Source organism: Roseobacter sp. HKCCA2468, assembly GCF_037805105.1.
Lineage (GTDB): Bacteria > Pseudomonadota > Alphaproteobacteria > Rhodobacterales > Rhodobacteraceae > M30B80.
In genome coordinates this window covers 1,185,286-1,206,081 of the sequence record NZ_JBBLYN010000001.1, presented here as the reverse complement: position 1 = coordinate 1,206,081, position 20,796 = coordinate 1,185,286, and the positions used below count along the sequence as shown (strand labels likewise).

General features: G+C 56.3%; 24 protein-coding genes. 10 read left to right on the top strand and 14 right to left on the bottom strand.

Annotated features, from left to right (window positions below; all coding sequences use genetic code 11):
• Positions 1 to 14 precede the first annotated feature (14 nt).
• Together atpD and AAC620_RS06035 are read left to right on the top strand one after the other, a co-directional pair.
• A complete protein-coding gene (gene atpD / locus AAC620_RS06040; RefSeq protein WP_317656290.1) occupies positions 15 to 1,439 on the top strand; it encodes a F0F1 ATP synthase subunit beta in 1,425 nt (474 codons plus the stop codon).
• Between the two features lie 12 nt (positions 1,440 to 1,451).
• A complete protein-coding gene (locus AAC620_RS06035; protein WP_317656289.1) occupies positions 1,452 to 1,868 on the top strand; it encodes a F0F1 ATP synthase subunit epsilon in 417 nt (138 codons plus the stop codon).
• Positions 1,869 to 1,974: 106 nt separating this feature from the next.
• Here AAC620_RS06035 and AAC620_RS06030 read toward each other — a convergent pair whose 3' ends face one another.
• Positions 1,975 to 3,003 (bottom strand): ribose-phosphate pyrophosphokinase, encoded by a 1,029-nt coding sequence (locus AAC620_RS06030; RefSeq protein ID WP_340243405.1) that lies wholly within the window; start codon positions 3,001 to 3,003, stop codon positions 1,975 to 1,977.
• 104 nt (positions 3,004 to 3,107) lie between these two features.
• Here AAC620_RS06030 and AAC620_RS06025 point away from each other — a divergent pair, with 104 nt between their 5' ends.
• Entirely contained in the window at positions 3,108 to 3,707 is a 600-nt protein-coding gene (locus tag AAC620_RS06025; protein ID WP_340243404.1) for a 2-hydroxychromene-2-carboxylate isomerase, read from the top strand.
• Here AAC620_RS06025 and AAC620_RS06020 read toward each other — a convergent pair.
• The 6 genes from AAC620_RS06020 to AAC620_RS05995 form a co-directional block, all read right to left on the bottom strand.
• Entirely contained in the window at positions 3,704 to 4,759 is a 1,056-nt protein-coding gene (locus AAC620_RS06020) for a threonine aldolase family protein (RefSeq protein WP_340243402.1), read from the bottom strand. The two genes, AAC620_RS06025 and AAC620_RS06020, sit on opposite strands and share 4 nt — an antisense overlap.
• Complete coding sequence (locus AAC620_RS06015) at positions 4,756 to 5,208, bottom strand: YcgN family cysteine cluster protein (RefSeq protein WP_340243400.1); 453 nt, start codon at positions 5,206 to 5,208, stop codon at positions 4,756 to 4,758. The genes AAC620_RS06020 and AAC620_RS06015 overlap by 4 nt, the downstream gene beginning before the upstream one ends.
• Positions 5,205 to 6,131 (bottom strand): bifunctional riboflavin kinase/FAD synthetase, encoded by a 927-nt coding sequence (locus AAC620_RS06010; RefSeq protein WP_340243398.1) that lies wholly within the window; start codon positions 6,129 to 6,131, stop codon positions 5,205 to 5,207. Before AAC620_RS06010 ends, AAC620_RS06015 begins: the two co-directional genes overlap by 4 nt.
• A gap of 71 nt (positions 6,132 to 6,202) precedes the next feature.
• Positions 6,203 to 6,655: a MaoC family dehydratase gene (locus AAC620_RS06005; protein WP_317656279.1), complete on the bottom strand. Its 453-nt coding sequence runs from the start codon at positions 6,653 to 6,655 to the stop codon at positions 6,203 to 6,205.
• Between the two features lie 124 nt (positions 6,656 to 6,779).
• A complete protein-coding gene (locus tag AAC620_RS06000; protein ID WP_340243396.1) occupies positions 6,780 to 7,670 on the bottom strand; it encodes a TIGR01459 family HAD-type hydrolase in 891 nt (296 codons plus the stop codon).
• 110 nt (positions 7,671 to 7,780) lie between these two features.
• Positions 7,781 to 8,704: a manganese-dependent inorganic pyrophosphatase gene (locus tag AAC620_RS05995; RefSeq protein WP_340243394.1), complete on the bottom strand. Its 924-nt coding sequence runs from the start codon at positions 8,702 to 8,704 to the stop codon at positions 7,781 to 7,783.
• Positions 8,705 to 8,976: 272 nt separating this feature from the next.
• Here AAC620_RS05995 and groES point away from each other — a divergent pair, with 272 nt between their 5' ends.
• The gene (gene groES / locus AAC620_RS05990; RefSeq protein WP_317656274.1) at positions 8,977 to 9,264 is read left to right on the top strand and encodes a co-chaperone GroES; all 288 of its coding nucleotides are present in this window, start codon (positions 8,977 to 8,979) and stop codon (positions 9,262 to 9,264) included.
• A gap of 53 nt (positions 9,265 to 9,317) precedes the next feature.
• Positions 9,318 to 10,961 carry a chaperonin GroEL gene (gene groL, locus AAC620_RS05985; protein WP_340243392.1) on the top strand — a complete coding sequence of 548 codons (1,644 nt, stop codon included), beginning with the start codon at positions 9,318 to 9,320 and terminating at the stop codon, positions 10,959 to 10,961.
• 91 nt (positions 10,962 to 11,052) lie between these two features.
• On the opposite strand, the gene AAC620_RS05980 is transcribed toward groL, so the two are convergent.
• Both AAC620_RS05980 and AAC620_RS05975 read right to left on the bottom strand, forming a co-directional pair.
• Complete coding sequence (locus AAC620_RS05980) at positions 11,053 to 11,280, bottom strand: DUF1150 family protein (RefSeq protein ID WP_340243391.1); 228 nt, start codon at positions 11,278 to 11,280, stop codon at positions 11,053 to 11,055.
• Positions 11,277 to 11,732, bottom strand: a complete 456-nt coding sequence (locus tag AAC620_RS05975; protein WP_317656271.1) for an Hsp20 family protein — start codon at positions 11,730 to 11,732, stop codon at positions 11,277 to 11,279. The genes AAC620_RS05980 and AAC620_RS05975 overlap by 4 nt, the downstream gene beginning before the upstream one ends.
• A gap of 205 nt (positions 11,733 to 11,937) precedes the next feature.
• On the opposite strand from AAC620_RS05975, the gene AAC620_RS05970 reads away from it, so the two are divergent.
• The 4 genes from AAC620_RS05970 (at position 11,938) to carB (ending at position 17,278) form a co-directional block, all read left to right on the top strand.
• Positions 11,938 to 12,156 (top strand): YdcH family protein, encoded by a 219-nt coding sequence (locus AAC620_RS05970; RefSeq protein WP_317656269.1) that lies wholly within the window; start codon positions 11,938 to 11,940, stop codon positions 12,154 to 12,156.
• A gap of 59 nt (positions 12,157 to 12,215) precedes the next feature.
• On the top strand, positions 12,216 to 12,707 hold the full coding sequence (purE, locus tag AAC620_RS05965) for a 5-(carboxyamino)imidazole ribonucleotide mutase (RefSeq protein ID WP_340243389.1): 492 nt from the start codon (positions 12,216 to 12,218) through the stop codon (positions 12,705 to 12,707).
• Positions 12,697 to 13,773 (top strand): 5-(carboxyamino)imidazole ribonucleotide synthase, encoded by a 1,077-nt coding sequence (locus tag AAC620_RS05960; protein ID WP_340243387.1) that lies wholly within the window; start codon positions 12,697 to 12,699, stop codon positions 13,771 to 13,773. Before purE ends, AAC620_RS05960 begins: the two co-directional genes overlap by 11 nt.
• A 175-nt stretch (positions 13,774 to 13,948) precedes the next feature.
• Positions 13,949 to 17,278, top strand: a complete 3,330-nt coding sequence (gene carB, locus AAC620_RS05955; protein ID WP_340243385.1) for a carbamoyl-phosphate synthase large subunit — start codon at positions 13,949 to 13,951, stop codon at positions 17,276 to 17,278.
• A gap of 8 nt (positions 17,279 to 17,286) precedes the next feature.
• On the opposite strand, the gene AAC620_RS05950 is transcribed toward carB, so the two are convergent.
• The gene (locus tag AAC620_RS05950) at positions 17,287 to 17,733 is read right to left on the bottom strand and encodes a YHS domain-containing (seleno)protein (protein WP_340243384.1); all 447 of its coding nucleotides are present in this window, start codon (positions 17,731 to 17,733) and stop codon (positions 17,287 to 17,289) included.
• A gap of 141 nt (positions 17,734 to 17,874) precedes the next feature.
• Here AAC620_RS05950 and AAC620_RS05945 point away from each other — a divergent pair, with 141 nt between their 5' ends.
• A complete protein-coding gene (locus AAC620_RS05945; protein WP_340243383.1) occupies positions 17,875 to 18,465 on the top strand; it encodes a thymidine kinase in 591 nt (196 codons plus the stop codon).
• Here AAC620_RS05945 and AAC620_RS05940 read toward each other — a convergent pair.
• From AAC620_RS05940 to AAC620_RS05925, 4 genes are all read right to left on the bottom strand, one after another.
• Positions 18,457 to 18,792 carry a tRNA-binding protein gene (locus AAC620_RS05940; protein WP_340243381.1) on the bottom strand — a complete coding sequence of 112 codons (336 nt, stop codon included), beginning with the start codon at positions 18,790 to 18,792 and terminating at the stop codon, positions 18,457 to 18,459. The genes AAC620_RS05945 and AAC620_RS05940 overlap by 9 nt on opposite strands.
• A 5-nt stretch (positions 18,793 to 18,797) precedes the next feature.
• On the bottom strand, positions 18,798 to 19,610 hold the full coding sequence (proC, locus tag AAC620_RS05935; RefSeq protein ID WP_340243380.1) for a pyrroline-5-carboxylate reductase: 813 nt from the start codon (positions 19,608 to 19,610) through the stop codon (positions 18,798 to 18,800).
• Between the two features lie 30 nt (positions 19,611 to 19,640).
• Positions 19,641 to 20,144 (bottom strand): type III secretion system chaperone family protein, encoded by a 504-nt coding sequence (locus AAC620_RS05930; RefSeq protein WP_317656260.1) that lies wholly within the window; start codon positions 20,142 to 20,144, stop codon positions 19,641 to 19,643.
• A gap of 280 nt (positions 20,145 to 20,424) precedes the next feature.
• Positions 20,425 to 20,670, bottom strand: a complete 246-nt coding sequence (locus tag AAC620_RS05925; RefSeq protein WP_317656693.1) for an accessory factor UbiK family protein — start codon at positions 20,668 to 20,670, stop codon at positions 20,425 to 20,427.
• Positions 20,671 to 20,796 lie beyond the last annotated feature (126 nt).

The following is a 20,796-nucleotide window of genomic DNA, read 5'->3' as shown; positions in this document are numbered from 1 at the left end:
ACCGGAGACACGACATGGCACAAGCAGTCGGCAAAATTACTCAGGTCATCGGCGCTGTCGTTGACGTGCAGTTCGAAGATCACCTACCGGAGATCCTGAACGCGCTTGAGACCGAGAACAATGGCAAGAAACTGATCCTCGAAGTGGCGCAGCACTTGGGTGAAAACACCGTGCGCACCATCGCGATGGACGCAACCGAGGGTTTGGTGCGCGGCGCGAAAGTGACCGATATGGGCGCGCCAATCACCATTCCAGTGGGCAACGCCACATTGGGCCGCATCATGAACGTTGTGGGCGAGCCCATTGACGAAAAAGGCCCCGTGAAAGCGGATGAAACCCGCGCCATTCACCAGCCTGCGCCTGAGTTCGCGGAACAGTCCACCGAGTCTGAGATCCTCGTTACAGGTATCAAGGTAATCGACCTTCTCGCGCCTTACGCGAAGGGTGGTAAAATTGGTCTGTTCGGTGGTGCGGGCGTGGGTAAAACCGTTCTCATCATGGAATTGATCAACAACATCGCCAAAGTGCACTCGGGCTTCTCGGTGTTCGCGGGCGTTGGTGAACGCACCCGTGAAGGCAATGACCTTTACCACGAGATGATCGAATCTGGCGTTATCAAGCCAGACGCGTTGAGCGAAAGCCAAGTGGCCTTGGTCTACGGCCAGATGAACGAACCTCCAGGGGCGCGTGCGCGTGTGGCTTTGACGGGTCTGACCTTGGCGGAACAGTTCCGTGACCAGTCGGGCACAGACGTTCTGTTCTTCGTGGACAACATCTTCCGCTTCACGCAGGCGGGTTCTGAGGTGTCGGCGCTTTTGGGCCGTATTCCTTCTGCTGTGGGCTACCAGCCAACACTTGCGACCGATATGGGCGCGCTGCAGGAGCGGATCACATCGACCAAAGCTGGCTCGATTACTTCGGTTCAGGCGATCTACGTTCCTGCGGACGACTTGACCGACCCTGCACCTGCAACCTCGTTTGCGCACCTTGACGCAACCACGGTTCTCAGCCGTGCGATTTCGGAATTGGGCATCTACCCTGCGGTTGACCCGCTCGACTCGACCTCGCGCCTGCTTGACCCTGCTGTGATCGGTGAGGAGCATTACAACGTGGCTCGTGACGTTCAGGGTATCCTTCAGCGTTACAAATCGCTGCAGGACATCATCGCCATCCTCGGCATGGACGAATTGAGCGAAGAAGATAAGCTGACAGTGTCTCGTGCACGTAAGATCCAGCGTTTCTTGTCGCAGCCATTTGACGTGGCGAAGGTCTTCACTGGCTCTGATGGTATTCAGGTTCCATTGGAAGACACGATTGCCTCCTTTAAGGCGGTTGTTGCAGGCGAATATGACCACCTGCCAGAAGCCGCGTTCTACATGGTGGGCGGTATCGAAGACGTGAAAGCCAAGGCCGAGCGTCTGGCAGCAGAAGCAGCCTGATAGGAGGGCCGAATGGCCGAAGCGTTCAAATTTGACCTCGTCTCTCCCGAGCGCCGCTTGGCCTCGTTAGATGCGACCGAGGTGCAAATCCCTGGTGCAGGGGGTGATATGACGGCGATGGCAAACCACGCGCCTACTATCACCACTTTGCGTCCGGGTTTGCTGCAGGTCATCCATGCGGGCGGTCAGGACGATTACATCGTTCTGGGTGGCTTTGCCGAGATCAGCGCCGATAAGGTCACTGTTCTTGCAGAGCGTGCATTGCCCCGCGCGGAAGTGACTAAAGAACTCTATGCCGAAATGGTGGAAGAGTATCGCAAGGCACATGAGACTGCGAAAGAGACATTCAAAAATGAGCCTGGCCCCGTGGATGACGCGGCCAAGCTTCTGTCTGACATGGTGGCACTGGGCGATCACATCAACCTGTGATCCTCTCGCCCCTGAGGACACATATCAGAAAAGGCGCGCCCATGAAAAAAGGCGCGCCTTTTTTCATGGGCGCGCCGTTGAGTGTGTTGCGCCAGAACGTGGCCGCTTAGCGGCCCCACATTCCGTTGGGATACAGCCCTTCATAGATCGGCACGAGGGTTTCCGTCTCAAACAAGGATGAGACGCTTGTGCCATTCCAAATGTTCAAAATCGCCTGCGCAAACATGGGCGCCGTTGGAACGATGCGAATATTGGGGCAGTTTTTGACAGCTTCGGTTGGCTCGATCGTGTCGGTCAAGACCAACGATTTCATGACCGATTTGCTCACGCGCTCTACCGCAGGGCCAGACATCACGCCGTGGGTGATATAGGCATGCACTTCGGTCGCACCATGTTCAAGCAACACTTCGGCCGCTTTGCACAATGTGCCAGCGGTGTCGCACATATCATCCACGATCAAGCATCGCTTGCCTTCGACATTCCCGATCACGGTCATTTCAGCAACCTCACCTGGCTTTTCGCGGCGCTTGTCCACGATTGCCAAAGGCGCGCCAATACGCGTGGCAAGTTCGCGCGCACGCGCCACGCCACCAACATCGGGCGAGATCACCATGACATCATCCACCTTGCCCTCAAATTGATGCAGGATATCGAGTGCGAAAATCGGGCTCGCATAGAGGTTGTCCACGGGGATATCGAAAAAGCCTTGGATCTGTGCCGCGTGCAAATCCATGGTCAATACGCGCTCAACGCCGCCTTCGGCAATCAGGTTCGCCACAAGTTTCGCAGAGATTGGCGTGCGCGCCTTGGTGCGGCGGTCTTGGCGGGCATATCCAAAATAGGGGATCACCGCCGTGATACGTGCAGCAGATGAGCGGCGCAGCGCGTCAGCGATAATCAACAGCTCCATCAAGTTGTCATTGGCAGGCTTCGATGTGGGCTGGACGATGAACATATCCTCGCCGCGGACGTTCTCGTAAACTTCCACGAAAATTTCTTGGTCGTTGAAGCGTTCCACGCGGGCATCCACAAGACCCACTTTCATGCCGCGATGCATCGACATCCGTTTTGCAATCGTCTTGGCCAATTCGCGATTGGCGTTACCAGAAATCAGTTTGGGGTCTGAGGCGCTCATCTTTTCGCAAAGTCCTTGATCTGTGCAGGGCGCGCCCCATTTGGCGCGTTGACACCCCCTAGCACTCAGGCCAACGTGACGCAAAGCCAAAAAGGATCCGCGAAATGTCGCATATTGATTATTATTTCTCGACCATCTCTCCCTACACCTATCTCGCGGGAAAGCGACTTGAGGAGATTGCCGCCGCACATGGGGCGACAATTCGGTATCGACCTTTGGATATTATCGCCCTTTTTGCGCGCACGGGCGGCACACCACCCGCCGAGCGCCACCCCGCACGGCAGGCCTATCGCCTGCAAGAACTGCAGCGCCATTCTAAGAAGACGGGGCTTGCCCTTACGCTGAAGCCTGCATTTTTCCCAACCAATTCTGCGCCATCATCTTATGCCATTATTGCGGCCCAAAACGAAGGTGGCGGGGATTTGGCCGAACTGGTTCACGGGGTCACGCGCGCGGTGTGGCGCGAGGAAAAGAATATTGCCGAGGATGATGTGATACGCGCTGCTCTGACGGCGGCAGGCTTTGACCCCAGCTTGGCAGATAGCGGGCTGTTATCGGGGGCCGAAGAATATGCGGCCAATCTCGAAGCCGCGGTTGAGGCAGGTGTTTTTGGCGCGCCCTTCTATGTGGTGGATGGGGTCACGCATTTCTGGGGGCAAGACCGCCTAGACGATCTTGCGCTCCATTTAGAAGGCAAGCTTTAGCCCGCCTTGAAGCAGTCCAATAGAGCCTGAACCTTGCTCTGTGAGCATGACCAATCGGTGACGAGGCGGCAGAGGATCAACTCATCCTCTGGCCCCTCAAGCGTGGCGTTGAAGGGAAAGAGGTAATATTGCGCCCCCGCCGCAAAGGCGCGTTTATGGGCTGCACGGGGCAGATGCGCGAACAGCATATTGCCCGCAGGTTCATGCGCGATATGCACCCCCTCGATCTGCGCCAAACCTGCGCGCAATTCTGCCATGCGCGCATTGGCGGATTGCGCCAATCGCAGCCAAAGATCATCGCGCGTATAGGCCTCCATCTGAGCAGAGAGAAAGCGGTGCTTTGACCATAGATGTGCGCCACGCTTGCGGCGCAATTCAAATTCCCATGCCTTTTTCGGGTCGAACAGGATCACGGCCTCAACACCCATGCAGCCGTTTTTTGTGCCACCAAAACTGACTGCATCAACACCTGCCTTCCATGTCATATCGGCAGGGCGGCAGCCAAGGGCCGCGCAGGCATTGGCAAAACGCGCGCCATCAAGATGAACGGGCAGGTCATAGGATTTTGCAACATCACTGAGCGCCTTGATCTCGCTTAGGCTATAGGCAGTGCCGACTTCGGTGATATTGGTTAGGCTCACAGGGCCGCGCTGCATGCCATGCACACCTTTGTCGCCCGTATGTGCAATGGTCTGCGCCAAGCCATCAGGGGTCATCTTGCCCCCTTCGCCTTCGACCAAGGCCAGTTTCGCGCCATTGGCATAGAATTCAGGTGCGCCGCATTCATCTTCTTCGATATGGGCGATGCGATGGCAGAAGATCGACTGCCACGGCTGCACCATCACCGACAAGGCCAAAGCATTGGCGGCTGTACCCGTGCTGACGAGATAAACCGCCGCCTCTGGGGCCTCGAACAGGTCGCGGATGGATTGGCGCACGCGTGCCATGGCGTCATCTGCGCCATAGGGCATAGCATAGCCCTCATTGGCCGCTGTAATGGCCGCAATCACATCTGGATGGGCGGGGCCTGTATTGTCGGAGGCAAAGTTCATAATCCTGGCTCCTCGATAATGTAATCTTCCCAGTCGTCTTCTGGAATGTCGAATTCGGCAACCGTGATCCCGCGCGCGGAAATCCCCGCTTGGTGCACAGTTTCAGGATCCCCTGACACCAAAGGGTGCCACCAATACAAATCCTTGCCCTCATGCAGCAATCTATAGGCGCAGGTTTCAGGCATGAAATAGGCGACATCCTTCATGCCCTCAGGGGTCAATTGGATACACTCGGGCACAAGAGTCTTTCTAATCTCATATTGTCCGCATCGGCAGGTTGCATCATCGAATAGGCGGCAGGCAACCCGTGTCAGGGCCACCTCGCCCGTATCGGCATCTTCTAGCTTGTTGAGGCAACATTTCCCGCACCCATCACAGAGGCTTTCCCATTCCTGTGCCGTCATATCGGCTAGGGATTTGCGTTTCCAAAAGGGGGCTTTCTTGGTCATAACGCAGCAAGGATCTCGCGCGCCATCTGGCTGTCGCGATCCATTTGGGTGATCAAGGCCTCAAGGCTGTCGAATTTCTCCTCACCCCGCAGAAACTCGACCAGACCGACAGACATATCCATGCCGTAAATATCGCCCGAAAAATCAAAGATGAAGGTTTCGAGATTTGGCTCTTGCCCATTGAACATGGGCCGCACGCCAAGACTGGCCACGCCGTGATACTGGCCCGCATATGGCCCGCTGCGCAATTCAACCAAAACTGCGTAAACGCCAAGTTTGGGAACGTGCAGACCATCCAATGACATATTGGCGGTGGGGTAGCCCAATGTGCGCCCCCGCTTCTCACCATGGATCACGGGGCCTTCGATGCGGTGCCAGTGGCCAAGCATGTCGCGGGCTTGGCGCGGATCACCCGACCTGAGTGCGTCTCGGATAGCGGTGGATGACACGGCCACACCGCCCGAATTCAGCAGATCGACCACAGTCACATCAAACCCATAACGCGCCCCGAAGGCGCGCAGCATATCGGTTGTGCCTTTGCGACCTTTGCCAAAACAGAAATCCGCACCCACGACCAGATGCTTCAGACCCAGCCCCTCAACCACCACTTCGCGGATGAAATCTTCTGCATCAAGGGCGGAAAGGGTGCGATTGAAAGGCAGCTCATAGAGGATCTCCACCCCCATTTTCTCAAGGCGATTGGCACGGGCTTCGGCATTCATCAGCCGAAATGGCGGGGCGTCAGGGTTAAAGAATTCGCGCGGATGCGGCTCGAAGGTCAAAACCCCCAAAGGGGCCTCATGACCGCGGGCAAGGTCGATGCAATGCGCGTGACCTAGATGCACGCCATCGAAATTCCCAATGGCCACAGACGCGCCACGGTTTTCGGGTCGGACAAATTGATGGTCACGAACGATACGCATACTGCCCGAATATCCAAGCCCGCGATCTAGGGCAAGCATCGGGTCGGTAAAAATCCTGCGCCGCTGCGAGGTTAATCGAATTTCCGTGACGGGGCGAGGACGACTGCTTCGCCTTTGAGGACAGGTTTGCCATCAATCAGGCAGCGCGTCTCAAGGGTCACACGGCGCTTCGCGTGGTCAATCGCCGTCACTTCCACCTCGGCCCGCACTTGATCACCAGGGCGCACGGGTGCCATGAATTTCAGCGTTTGACCTAAGTAAACAGTGCCATGCCCCGGCAGTTGTTCGCCGATAACGGCTGAAATCAGCCCTGCGGTTAGCATCCCATGGGCGATGCGCCCCTCAAAAATCGTGTCACGGGCGTAATCATCGTCAAGATGAACGGGGTTTCGGTCGGTTGAGACCTCTGCGAAAAGCTCAATATCGCGGTCGCTGACAGTTTTGGTCAAATGCCGCGTCATCCCCAATTCGATATCTTCGATGCAGATCGTCCCACGGGGGAGGTTATGACTCGTGTCCAACATTCCAGTCTCCAAGAGAAATGCCCTTCGCTTGGAACTGACCATAGCAAATTTCTGCAATGCAGCAACAATTAAATTAAATCAGGCGCGCAAATGTTGTAATTTTGTTGCGCGACAATTTGCCCGATTAGCGTAAGAACCCAATGCTAAATGTTGGGTTTTGACCGCTATCTTTCAGATATTGAGCAAGTTTTTCTGGATTTGGCTGATCGGTTGTTGCTGTTTCTTCGCGGGCCAAACCGCCTGTGATAAACAGCGTATCAATACCTTCGCCAATCCCGCCCTGCACATCGGTAAAGATGCCATCCCCAACGGCCAAGATTCGCTCGTCACTGATATCATGGCCATTTTGCACCAAGCGCCGCCGTGCCAGATCATAGATGGGGGGGTGGGGCTTCCCGAAATAAAGGCTCTCGCCGCCCATCTCGGTGTAAAGTTTCGCCACTGCACCAGCGCAATATTCGCGGCTTTCTCCACGGTCTACCACGATGTCAGGGTTTGCGCAGAGAAGCTTGAGTCCGCGTGTTTTCGCCAAAAGCAATTGCGGGCGCAGCACATCAGGTTCGGCATGGGGATCAAACGGGCCCGTGCAAACAATCCCTTCGGCTTCGGCCACATCGACCTTGGTCAGGGTTACAGGGTTTTCAATCAGTTTCATCGGGGCGAAAAATGTGTCATCGCGCGGCTCGCCAATGAAATAGACCTTCTCCCCAACTGCCCCCGTTAGCATCGCCGCCCGTGCGCTGTCGCCAGAGGTTGCGATCATGTCCCACGCATCGCGGGGAACCCTCATTGCGTCCAACTGCTTGGCAATCTCGACATGGGCACGTGGGGCATTGGTGACCAAAACCACAACACCCCCTTTGGTGCGAAAGGCCTGCAGCGCCGCAATCGCGTCAGGAAAAGGGGCGATGCCATTATGCACGCAGCCCCAAAGGTCGCAAAAAAGCGCATCATAGCGTTCGGAAATCTCGGAGAGGTGAGAAATGATCGCGGGGGCGTCTGCGCTATGGCTCATGGGGCGGGCTTTCTCTTTGAGGCTCTTCGCGCCTCTCTTACCGCGCCCTGCGATGAGATAAAAGGAAAAGGGCGGCCCTCAGGCCGCCCTTTCATCAAACTTTCATCTGATCAAAGCGCAAGGTTCGGGATGATCTGCTTTTTGCGGCTCACAATCCCTGGCAGCACGACCTGATCGGCGTCGCCCACAACAGTGGAGAAACTTTTCTCGGCCACTTGGCGCACCAGATCATTTGGCACCAAAAGCGTGGCTTCTTCGCGCAAAATGTCGATGACAAACAACAAAACCTGATCGGCGCCGTCCTCTTTGGCGACTGTGATCATGCTGTCCATCAGGCTTGCTTTGCGGGACAAAACCGTTGCGGGCGCAGTTGTCTCCAGAACGGAGACACGGAAGGTCTTGCCCCCCACCTCGTAGGTTTTGCTATCCATGCGCAGCAACTCTGCATCAGAAAAGTGCGAGACATCAGATTTCGCCGCAAACATTTCAGCAGCATAATCGGGGATAGACACGCCCAGATCAGCAGCGAGGCCTTCGGCCACGGCGCGATCATGATCGGTTGTGGTCGGGGAACGGAATTCCAACGTATCAGACAGGATGCAGGACAAGGCAGCACCTTTCGCCCAATTTGGCATTTTCGCCGCATCATCACCCATCAGGTCAATCATCAAGGTCGCTGTGCAGGCCAAGGGGCGGATGGTGATATCAATCGGCCCTTTCGTCTCAAGCCCGCCCACCAGTTTATGGTGGTCAATGATGGCCTGAACATCGGCAGCGTTGATTGAGGCAGGCAGTTCTGCAGGGTTGTTGGTGTCGACCACAACGCACGCCTGACCTTCTGCAACATCGTCAATAAGACGCGGTTTTGGCAAATCCCATTTCTGCAAAACAAAGGCGGCTTCGGTGTTTGGCTCACCCAAAAGAACGGCTTCTGCCTCTACGCCCTTCACCTCATTGAGATACCATGCCCACAAAATCGGGGAGCCAGTGGAATCTGTGTCTGGTGATTTGTGGCCAAAGACCAAGGTGCTCATGTCATTATCCATTTATTTTTGTGAAAACTCGCGCGCCTTATAGGGCAGGGCTTTGGCCATGTCACGGGGGGCAAAGGCGGGAATATGTCGCGGCTTTGGCTTTAATTTCCATAATTTCGGCAGGGTTCGTCTGCGCGGGAATTTTTTTCCAAATTTTCCGCCTGCGGCCCGTTGACACCTCCGCATCCCCTGCCTATCTGCCTGTCGTTAGCACTCGTATGGACTGAGTGCTAATACAGTGAAACATACGAACCTTAAGGAGTGTTCGACAGATGGCATTGAAACCACTGCATGACCGCGTGCTGGTTCGCCGCGTAGAGAGCGACGAAAAGACCAAAGGCGGTCTGATCATCCCCGATAGCGCAAAAGAGAAACCCGCAGAGGGAGAAATCGTCTCCGTTGGCGAAGGCGCACGCAAGGACTCGGGCGAGCTGATCGCAATGAGCGTCAAAGCTGGCGACCGCGTCTTGTTCGGCAAATGGTCTGGCACCGAAGTCACGGTTGATGGCGAAGAACTGCTGATCATGAAGGAATCGGATATTCTCGGCATCATCGCCTGAGACCGTTCCTGATCGAATTTTTAACCTGATTTCATCCAAGGAGGAGCCCTGAAATGGCTGCCAAGGAAGTCAAATTCAATACCGATGCCCGCGACCGTATGCTCAAAGGCGTCAACATCCTTGCCAATGCGGTAAAGGTGACCCTCGGCCCAAAAGGCCGCAATGTGGTTCTTGAAAAATCCTTCGGTGCACCACGCATCACCAAAGATGGTGTTTCCGTGGCGAAGGAAATCGAACTGGAAGATAAGTTCGAAAACATGGGCGCGCAGATGGTCAAAGAAGTGGCATCGCGCACCAATGACGAAGCGGGTGACGGCACCACCACTGCAACTGTTCTGGCCCAAGCCATTGTGCGCGAAGGCATGAAGTCGGTTGCGGCGGGCATGAACCCAATGGATCTGAAGCGCGGCATCGACAGCGCAGTGGCGAAAGTTATCGACAGCATCAAAGCATCTGCACGTCCTGTTGCAGATTCTGATGAGGTTGCGCAGGTCGGCACGATCTCGGCAAATGGCGAAGCGCAAATCGGCCGCATGATCGCAGACGCGATGCAGAAAGTCGGCAATGACGGCGTGATCACTGTTGAAGAGAACAAAGGCCTTGAGACCGATGTTGAGGTCGTAGAGGGCATGCAGTTCGACCGCGGTTACCTTTCGCCTTACTTCGTCACCAACCCTGACAAAATGGTTGCAGAGTTGGACGACTGCTTGATCCTGTTGCATGAGAAGAAATTGTCTTCCTTGCAGCCAATGGTTCCACTGCTCGAGTCTGTGATCCAGTCGCAGAAGCCCCTTCTGATCATCGCTGAAGATGTAGAAGGCGAAGCCTTGGCGACCCTCGTGGTCAACAAGCTGCGTGGCGGTCTGAAAATCGCTGCGGTGAAAGCACCTGGTTTTGGCGATCGCCGCAAAGCGATGCTTCAGGATATCGCCATTTTGACCGGTGGTCAGGTGATCTCCGAAGATCTCGGCATGAAGCTGGAAAGCGTTACGCTTGATATGCTCGGCTCCGCGAAGAAGGTGATGATCAAGAAAGACGACACCACCATCGTTGACGGCGCAGGCGACAAGGCCGAAATCGAAGCACGCGTTTCGCAGATCCGTCAGCAGATCGAAGAAACCTCTTCCGATTACGACAAAGAAAAACTGCAAGAGCGCGTTGCCAAATTGGCAGGCGGTGTTGCGGTTATCAAAGTCGGCGGCATGAGCGAAGTCGAAGTGAAAGAGCGCAAAGACCGCGTGGATGACGCGTTGAACGCAACCCGCGCTGCCGTTCAAGAAGGCATCGTTGTGGGCGGCGGTGTTGCCCTCGTTCAAGGTGCAAAAGCCCTGGACGGCCTGTCTGGTGAAAACGCGGATCAAGACGCAGGTATCGCCATCGTGCGCCGTGCGCTTGAAGCGCCACTGCGCCAGATTGCGGAAAACGCAGGCGTTGACGGTGCGGTTGTTGCGGGCAAAATCCGCGAATCCAAAGACGTCAAGTTTGGCTTCAACGCTCAGACCGAAGAATATGGCGACATGTTCAAATTCGGTGTGATCGACCCTGCGAAAGTGGTGCGCACTGCGCTTGAGGATGCAGCTTCTGTTGCAGGCCTCTTGATCACCACCGAGGCAATGGTGGCCGACAAGCCAAAGAAAGATGACGCTCCTGCAATGCCTGACATGGGCGGCATGGGTGGCATGGGCGGCATGATGTAATCATGCCCCCAAGGCCCTGTGGCTTTGGACACAAGAAAGGCCCGCGTCACGCGGGCCTTTTTTCATTTGGGGTAAATGAAACCGTTGCGTGTTAATGGACGCTTACAGGTGTCAGATCATTTTGGCGCGCCACAACGAAGGCCAAGGCGCGATCTTTGACGAGGGCCAATTGAGTGCCTTCTTCGGTTCCAATTGCGTAAAGCTGTTCGCGCGCACCCGCTTGGGCGCGGATCTCCGAAGGGAGGCTCGCCACATCAACGGAGCGGATATAAACGATAGGTCGCTCGGACTTGCTCTTTGGGTGTTCGGGATTGGTCATGATCTTCCCCCTTTCGTTTGCAGCGATTTTGAGGCTGCACCAGAATTTGAAATCTCAATCTTGCGCACAACGCTATCGGGCTGCAGGCGATGCAGGTCGATATGCAACAGCCCATGCTCCATCGTGGCGCCTGTCACCTCGACCCCATCGGCCAAGACAAAGCTGCGCTGAAATTGCCGCGCTGCAATCCCACGATGTAAAAAGATGCGCTCCGCATCCTCATCTGATTGGCGGCCACGGATCACCAATTGGCGATCTTCTTCTGTGATTGAGAGATCTGTTTCGGCAAAGCCTGCCACCGCTAAAGTGATGCGATAAGCCGTGTCGCCGCGTTGTTCGATATTATAGGGGGGGTAACCATCATTCCCAGATTTCACAGTGCGTTCGACCAAACGTTCGAGTTGATCAAAGCCCAACAGAAACGGGTGCGTCCCTAGGGTTAGTTTCGTCATAAGGCACATCCTTTGATAAGCGATCTGTGCAAGCGCCAGCCCCGTAATTCGGCAACTGGATCTGCGGTAAGTATGGGGCCTGCCCAGTCCCCCTGCAAGCCCTGTTTGCATCTGGCGCACGCAGGCGCGCCATTTCCTTTGCGTGGCGTGCAATGTCACAGTATGGTGCGGTACCACCTCAGATTCAGAAAGACATAAGCGCCCCATGAACGCCCCGACCGAAATGAGCCACGAAGACGTGCTGCGCATCCGCTTGGAGGTGCTCAAGCGCGAGCATCGGGATTTGGACGAGGCGATTGCCGCTCTTGAGACACGGCCAAGCCCTGATCAATTGACGCTGCGCCGTCTGAAAAAGCAGAAGCTGTCCCTCAAAGATGCGATCACCCGCATTGAGGATGAACTCACCCCTGACATCATTGCATAGCGGTTTGATCTCGCTATAGTGCGCCCCTCTCACAAGGCTTATTGCAAAGGATCCTCCCCATGGCGGATATCGAAATTGGCATCATCATGGGCAGCCAGTCTGATTGGCCCACCATGCGCGAAGCCGCCGAAATGCTTGACGCGCTGGGTGTTCCTTACGAAACGAAAATCGTTTCGGCGCATCGCACACCTGATCGGCTGTGGGACTATGGTAAAACCGCCGCAAGCCGTGGCTTGAAGGTGATTATCGCAGGCGCAGGTGGGGCCGCGCATTTGCCGGGTATGATGGCGTCAAAGACGCGGGTGCCCGTCATCGGCGTGCCCGTGCAAACCAAGGCCTTGTCTGGGGTTGATTCGCTTTATTCGATTTTGCAGATGCCGCGCGGATTTCCTGTCGCGACCATGGCGATTGGCGCTGCGGGGGCGGCCAATGCTGGGCTGATGGCGGCGGCCATTTTGGCCGTGCATGACGCAGATCTTGCCGTGCGTCTGGATCAATGGCGCGCTGATCTCTCCGCCTCGATCCCTGAGGAACCTCAAGATGACGCATGAGGTTCTGCCCAATGGCAGCGTGATTGGTATTTTGGGGGGCGGTCAATTGGGGCGCATGCTTGCCATGGCCGCAGCACGCCTTGGATATAAAGTTCGGATTTTCGAACCAAGCGCACAGGCCCCTGCGGGTGATGTGGCAATATCCGTGACGCAAGCGGGATATGATGATCATGAGGCGCTCAAGGCCTTTGCGCTGTCTTGCGATGTGTTGACCTTTGAATTTGAAAATATCCCAAGCGCGGCCTTGGCCCTGCTCGAAGATACGCGCCCGCTCTTTCCTGCACGCACTGCGCTTGAAGTGTCTCAGGATCGCTTGGTGGAGAAGGATTTTCTCAACAGTCTAGGTCTGAAAACCGCGCCATATTGTGTGATTGATGCGGCCGAGGGCGTGGCGCAGGCCCTTGAAAAAACGGGCTGTCCCGCGATCCTCAAGACCCGCCGTTTTGGGTATGACGGCAAGGGGCAAGCGCGAGTTATGGCTGCGTCCGAGGCGGATGCCGCCTATGCTAGCCTCAATGGGGCGCCTGCAATTTCCGAGGGCTTTGTAAAGTTTAGCCGAGAGGTTTCGGTGATCATTGCGCGCGGGCGCGATGGCCGTGTCTCGGCCTATGATCCAGGTGAAAACATCCACCGCGATGGCATTCTTGCAACCACCACTGTCCCTGCCGACTTGCCTGCCATGCTGCGCGCAGATGCGGTTTTGCTGGCCTCAAAAATTGTCACGGCTTTGGATTATGTGGGTGTCATGGGGGTCGAGCTGTTCGTCACGCCCGAGGGCTTGGTCGTCAATGAGATTGCACCACGGGTGCATAACTCTGGCCATTGGACGCAAGCAGGCTGCGCAGTCGATCAGTTCGAGCAGCATATCCGCGCCATCACTGGCTGGCCCTTGGGGGATGGCAGCCGTCACGCAAATGTTGTGATGGAGAATCTCATCGGTGATGATGTGGCGCGCGCGGCTGAGATGGCCGAGACAAAAGGCGTTCAAATCCACCTATATGGCAAGACTGAAACCCGTGCAGGCCGTAAGATGGGCCATATCAATCGGGTGACAGGCGCAGCATGATCTTGCCTCTTGGGAGGGGCGTGGGAAATTTTGCCGCGCTTCTGCCCTTGCGCCGCGCTCTCGCTTGACTATAACGCCATCAATTTGCACCGCTCTCGAAGCGCGCCCTTGCGTGCGCGGTCGCACCATGATGTTTCGCCGCTTGTAGGCCCGCAGCCAATACCGAGGTTTTCCGATGCCCAAAAGAACCGATATCCGCTCCATCATGATCATCGGCGCGGGGCCAATCGTCATTGGGCAAGCCTGCGAATTTGACTATTCGGGCGCACAAGCCTGTAAGGCCCTACGCGAAGAGGGGTATCGCGTTATTCTGGTCAATTCTAACCCCGCGACCATTATGACCGATCCAGAATTGGCCGATGCCACTTATATCGAGCCGATCACCCCCGATGTTGTCGCAAAGATCATCGAGAAAGAGCGCCCCGATGCGCTGTTGCCCACCATGGGCGGCCAGACGGGTCTGAACACCGCTCTCTCACTTGAAGAAGCGGGTGTGTTGGAGAAATTCGGGGTCGAGATGATTGGGGCAAAGCGCCCGGCAATCGAAATGGCCGAAGACCGCAAGCTGTTCCGCGAGGCGATGGAACGTATTGGCCTTGAAAACCCGCGCGCCACGATCGTTGCAGCGCCGAAAAAAGAGAACGGCAAATTCGACATCGCCGCAGGTCTGCGCGATGCGATGGAGGCCTTGGAAGACATCGGTCTGCCCGCCATCATTCGCCCCGCCTTTACCTTGGGCGGCACAGGCGGCGGTGTGGCGTATAACCGCGAAGAATATGAGTATTACTGCCGCTCTGGGCTTGAGGCCTCGCCCGTGGCGCAGATTTTGGTCGATGAATCGCTGCTTGGTTGGAAAGAATACGAGATGGAGGTTGTCCGCGACAAAGCGGATAACGCGATCATCGTCTGTTCCATCGAAAACGTAGATCCGATGGGTGTGCATACGGGCGACAGTATCACAGTCGCGCCCGCGCTGACCCTGACCGATAAAGAATACCAGATCATGCGCAACGGCTCGATTGCTGTGTTGCGCGAAATTGGCGTTGAGACGGGCGGCTCCAACGTGCAGTGGGCGATTAACCCTGCCGATGGGCGGATGGTGGTGATCGAGATGAACCCGCGCGTGTCGCGTTCATCGGCGCTTGCCTCTAAGGCCACGGGGTTCCCGATTGCGAAAATCGCGGCGAAATTGGCTGTAGGTTACACATTGGATGAGTTGGACAATGACATCACCCGTGTCACCCCTGCCAGCTTTGAGCCAAGCATCGATTATGTTGTCACCAAGATTCCACGCTTTGCTTTTGAGAAATTCCCCGGCTCTAAGCCTGAATTGACCACGGCGATGAAATCCGTGGGCGAGGCAATGGCCATTGGCCGCAGCTTCCACGAAAGTTTGCAAAAAGCATTGGCCAGTCTTGAGACGGGTCTGTCTGGCTTTGACGAGATCGAGATTGCGGGCGCGCCAGATAAGGCCGCCATCACGAAGGCGCTCAGCCTGCAGACGCCTGATCGTCTGCGTGTGATCGCCCAAGCCATGCGCCATGGTCTGACCAATGATGAGATTGGTCATGTCACCAAATTTGATCCATGGTTCTTGTCCCGCATTCGCGAGATCGTGGATGTCGAGGAAGATATTCGCACCAATGGCCTGCCGCGCGAGGCGGATGCCTTGCGCAAGATCAAGATGATGGGCTTCACCGATGCGCGTTTGGCGACACTGACGGGCCGCAGCGAGGCCTCTGTGCGGGCTGATCGCACCAGTGCAGGGATTGTTGCTGCATTTAAGCGGATCGACACCTGCGCGGCCGAGTTTGAGGCGCAGACCCCCTATATGTATTCCACCTATGAGGCCCCTGCGATGGGCGATGTGGAATGCGAAGCGCGTCCTTCGGATGCGAAAAAAGTTGTGATTTTGGGCGGCGGGCCAAACCGCATTGGGCAGGGGATCGAATTTGATTATTGCTGCTGCCACGCGTGTTTTGCGCTGACCGCGCAAGGCTATGAAACCATCATGATCAACTGCAACCCAGAGACGGTTTCAACAGATTATGATACATCCGACCGCCTGTATTTCGAGCCTCTCACCTACGAGCATGTGATGGAAATTCTGCGCGTGGAGCAGGACGCAGGCACATTGCATGGGGTTGTCGTGCAATTTGGCGGTCAGACCCCGCTGAAATTGGCTAACGCGCTGCATGAGGCGGGTGTCCCAATCCTTGGCACATCGCCCGATGCGATTGATTTGGCGGAGGATCGCGAGCGGTTCCAGCAGCTTGTTCAAAAGCTTGAGCTTAAGCAGCCCGAAAATGCGATTGCCCATTCTGACGAGGAAGCAAAAGCCGCGGCTGAGGCCTTGGGGTATCCTTTGGTGATCCGCCCCTCCTACGTTCTGGGTGGTCGCGCAATGGAGATCGTGCGCGATACGGCACAGCTTAACCGCTATATCGCAGAGGCTGTGGTGGTGTCTGGCGACAGCCCTGTGCTTCTTGACAGCTATCTTGATGGCGCGACCGAGGTTGATGTGGATGCGCTGTGCGATGGTGACGCGGTTCATGTCGCGGGCATTATGCAGCATATTGAGGAGGCGGGCGTGCATTCGGGCGACAGTGCCTGTTCCTTGCCCCCTCATACGCTCAGCGATGCGATTATCGCAGAGATCACCCGCCAGACCGAGGCATTGGCGCGCGCGCTCAATGTGGTTGGTTTGATGAATGTTCAATTTGCGGTCAAAGGCGATGATATCTATCTGATTGAGGTCAATCCACGCGCTTCGCGCACTGTGCCCTTTGTGGCCAAGGCCACGGATAGCGCAATTGCCTCTATCGCAGCGCGCTTGATGGCGGGAGAGAAACTTTCGGTTTTCCCCAAGGCCGCGCCTCATCAACCTGTGGATGATAAGGCGTCTATCCCGATGGGCGATCCGATGAGCCTGTCAGATTTCCGCACGCCGTGGTTCTCGGTCAAGGAAGCGGTGCTGCCCTTTGCCCGTTTCCCTGGCGTGGATACGCTGCTTGGGCCAGAAATGCGGTCAACGGGCGAGGTGATGGGATGGGATCGCAGCTTTGCGCGGGCCTTCCTCAAGGCGCAGCTTGGCGCGGGAACTGTTTTGCCAACGGCAGGCACAGTGTTCTTGTCGATCAAAGATGCGGATAAATCGCCGCTCTTGGTGGAGACTGCGCAAACCTTGACCGATTTGGGCCTCAAGATTTTGGCCACCTCGGGCACGGCGAAATTCTTGGCCGATCACGGGATTTCATCTGACGTGGTCAACAAGGCCTATGAAGGTGGGCGCACGATTGTTGATATGATGAAGGACGGGATGGTTGATCTGGTCTTGAACACGACCGAAGGCGCGCAAGCGGTGGAAGACAGCCGCTCGATGCGCACAGTCGCGCTCTATGATAAGATCCCCTATTACACCACGCTTGCAGGCAGCCATGCGGCAGCCTTGGCCATGAAAGCCGCACGTGAGGGTGAATTGGCGGTGCGTTCGCTGCAGGGGTAAAGCCCCAGTTACAGCCCCGCGCGGAGGTTTGGCCAATTGGCGTCTGCGCGGGCAATATGCCCCGCGACATCCTGTTCCCAGCGGCGTTGAATGCGCCGGTTGGCGTTGAGGTATAATTTCCCGTCAACGATGCGCCATGCTTCAGGGTCAATCGGGGCCGTGTAGCCTTGCGATATGGCCCAAGCGCAATAGCCCCCATATTGCGGGGCCAAGGCTTCGGGCCTGTTCAAGAATTGCGCGCGGTTGGCTGCTGATGCAAAATGCCATGTGGCGTTGTCCCAGTGCGCGGCGAAGTCTGCCTCACCTTTGGTGGCGGCGCCATTGATGAAATAGGCCACAGGATCATATCCCCGCAAAGCCACGCCATCACGTTGGAAGACGGCCTGAGCAAGCAGAGGCTGTGTGACGAGCGGCAGTGCTAAGCCTGACTTTATGACTGCGCGGCGGGTGATCATGGTGGGTGCTCCTGTTGCCAAAACTTGGCTTGGGTATAGCCTGTTTTTAGATCACGGGTTTTGAACTTCGCGTGAGAGGGCGCGCTTGCAAGGTGGGCGCATCTATTGGCATATGGCGACAAAGGAACAATAGGGCGCGCCATGGCCAAGCTATATTTCAATTTTTCGACTATGAATGCGGGCAAGTCGACCCTGCTTCTGCAAGCGGCCCATAATTATAGCGAACGCGGCCAGACCCCATTTCTGCTGACGGCGCATCACGATACGCGCGCAGGCCAAGGCCGCATTGCAAGCCGCATTGGGCTGTCGAAAGAGGCTCTAACCTTTGCCCCTGATACAGACTTGTTCGCGCTTATCGAGGCAGCGCACAAAGCGCAGCCGATTGATTGCGTCTTTCTGGATGAAGCGCAGTTCCTCACTAAGGTACAGGTCTGGGAATTGGCGCGTGTTGCTGATGATTTGGGGCTGCCCGTGATGACCTACGGCCTTCGCGTTGATTTCCGCGGTGAATTATTCGAAGGCTCCGCCGCGCTTTTGGCCTTGGCGGATGATCTGCGTGAGATCAGAACGATTTGCCATTGCGGGCGCAAAGCCACGATGGTGGTGCGAAAATCCCCTGATGGCAGCGTTGCCAAATCGGGGGAGCAGGTGCAAATCGGCGGCAATGAAACCTATGTCAGCTTGTGCCGCCGTCACTGGCGCGAAGCGGTCGGCGATAGCCCGTCAACATAGTCGCGCGCCAAGGGGCGCATCCTTGTCGGGCACGGCCAAAACCACATCCCCGCCCGCATCATGAAATCCAAGCACAAGCGCCTCGGACATGAAGGGGCCGATCTGGCGGGGTGGGAAATTCACCACCCCCATAACAAGCTTGCCCACCAATGCCTCGGGCGCATAATGTGCGGTGATTTGGGCCGAGCTTTTTTTGACCCCAATCTCTGGCCCATAATCCACCCATAACTTGATTGCAGGTTTGCGGGCCTCGGGAAAGGGCTCGGCGCGGGTGACGCGCCCCACGCGAATGTCGACCTTCAGGAATGTTTCAAAATCGGTTTCCATCGCCCTTATCCTTTCAGCGCGCGGGATCGCGCCGCCGCAGCCTTGACTGTTTCGCGGATGAGGGGGGCGAGGCCGCTTGCCTCATCCATCAAAACCTCTAGTCCCGCCTGCGTGGTGCCATTGGGCGATGTCACGTTGATGCGCAATTGTTCTGGGCTTTCGCTGGCCTCTCGGGCCAAGGCCCCTGCGCCCGCGACTGTGGCCTTGGCCAATTCCATCGCCATCGCGTCAGGCAGGCCTTCGGCGCGCGCGGCAGCAGCGAGACAGTCAATCATATAGAAGACATAGGCAGGGCCAGAGCCCGAGACGCCTGTCACAGCGTCAATCTGATCTTCCGTTTCAAGACGCACCACCTGACCGACCGCAGATAACAGGGTTTCGCCAAGCTCAAGATCGGCTTGGCTGCATTGCCCGTTGCCAATAAGCGCGGTGATCCCTCGCCCGATTGCGGCGGGGGTGTTGGGCATAGCGCGGATAATTTTTGTGGATGAGCCAAATTCGGCTTCAAATCTGGCGATTGGTGTGCCTGCCGCCACAGAGATCACCAATGTCTCACGGCCCATATGCGCCGCAAGATTGGGTAAAGCTTCGCCCATCATCTGCGGTTTTACCGCGATAATGGCCACAGCGGCATTTGTAGGTAGGGGCGTGTTAAGATTTACCCCCGCAGCCTTGAGCCAATCAGAGGGGTGCGGGTCAATTACGGTCACGCAGGCAGGTGGTATTCCTCGTGCAAGCCACCCTGCCAACATGGCAGAGCCCATTTTTCCACAGCCGAAAATCACCATGCCGCGCGCGGCAATATCGTCATACGTCATCACTCATCCCCTGTTGCGGTTTGCAACAGGTTAGGCGCGACCGAACCCTTCGGCAATGGCCACTTGGATTGCTTCGCTTGGTGATTGGCTTCCCCAACAGGCCAATTGGAAGGCGGGGTAATAGCGTTCGCTTGCCAAAATCGCGGTTTCAACCATGCAGGCAATCTGCTCGGGGCTTGCCAGTTGATCCCCTGCGAGAACCAAGCCGTAGCGATAGACCATCATCTTTTGCTCGGCCCAGAAACTGAACGCGCCCGCCCAGCATTTGTCATTGGCAAGGTTCAATGTCTCGTAAAGCTTGCCCATAGATTCGGCGGGTGGATCCATGTCGAAGGTGCAGATCATCCGCAGCGTTTCGTCATAGCTCGACCATGCCAGCGTCACCGAATAGGTGCGCCACTGCCCCTCGAGGGCCATTGCGATTTGATCATCGGCAACACGGTCGAAATCCCATTCATGCCGTGTGGCAAGGGTTTCAACGATATCGATGGGATGGAGGTCTTCGACATCCATATACTGCTCGGAAAGTGACATTGCCCTAGGCCTCATTCTTGGCAGCCTGTCGCGGGCGTTGGGTTCAATCCCAATTTGCCCACTAAGGCTGGGTGTCTCCACTAAGGGTCGGCTGATTTGCGCGGCCCCATACCAAATATGGTGCGGTTACTTTCTTCACCTGTAAAGCAATATTTTGATGACGCACCCAGAAATTGCGGTTTTCCTAATCCTGTCCACAAGAAATTGGGGGCTGTGCATAAAGATAGGGCGGGTTTGGTCTGGCCAAACCCGCCCTTGTGTAACAGCGCTGTGATCGCGCTTATTTCTTTTTCTTTTCCAATGCCTCTAGCCGCGCAGACAGCGCCTCATTTTCTTCGCGCGCCTTTTGGGCCATTGCGCGCACGGCATCAAATTCCTCGCGGGTGACAAAGTCGCGATCCGCAAGCCAGCGATCCATCAGTGATTTCATCGCATTTTCCGCTTCCTCGCGTGCGCCTTGGGCCACACCCATGGCGTTGGTCATCAATTGGCTGATGTCATCCATCATCTTATTGCGGGTTTGCATAGGCTGTCCTCTTGTCTCGCGGCGGGGCGCGTTCATACGTTTGACCTTGATATGGGGTAAATGGCGCGCCGCTTCAAGGTTGACATCGCCGCATGGGGGTCTATCCAACAAGGGTTCCCACGCGCA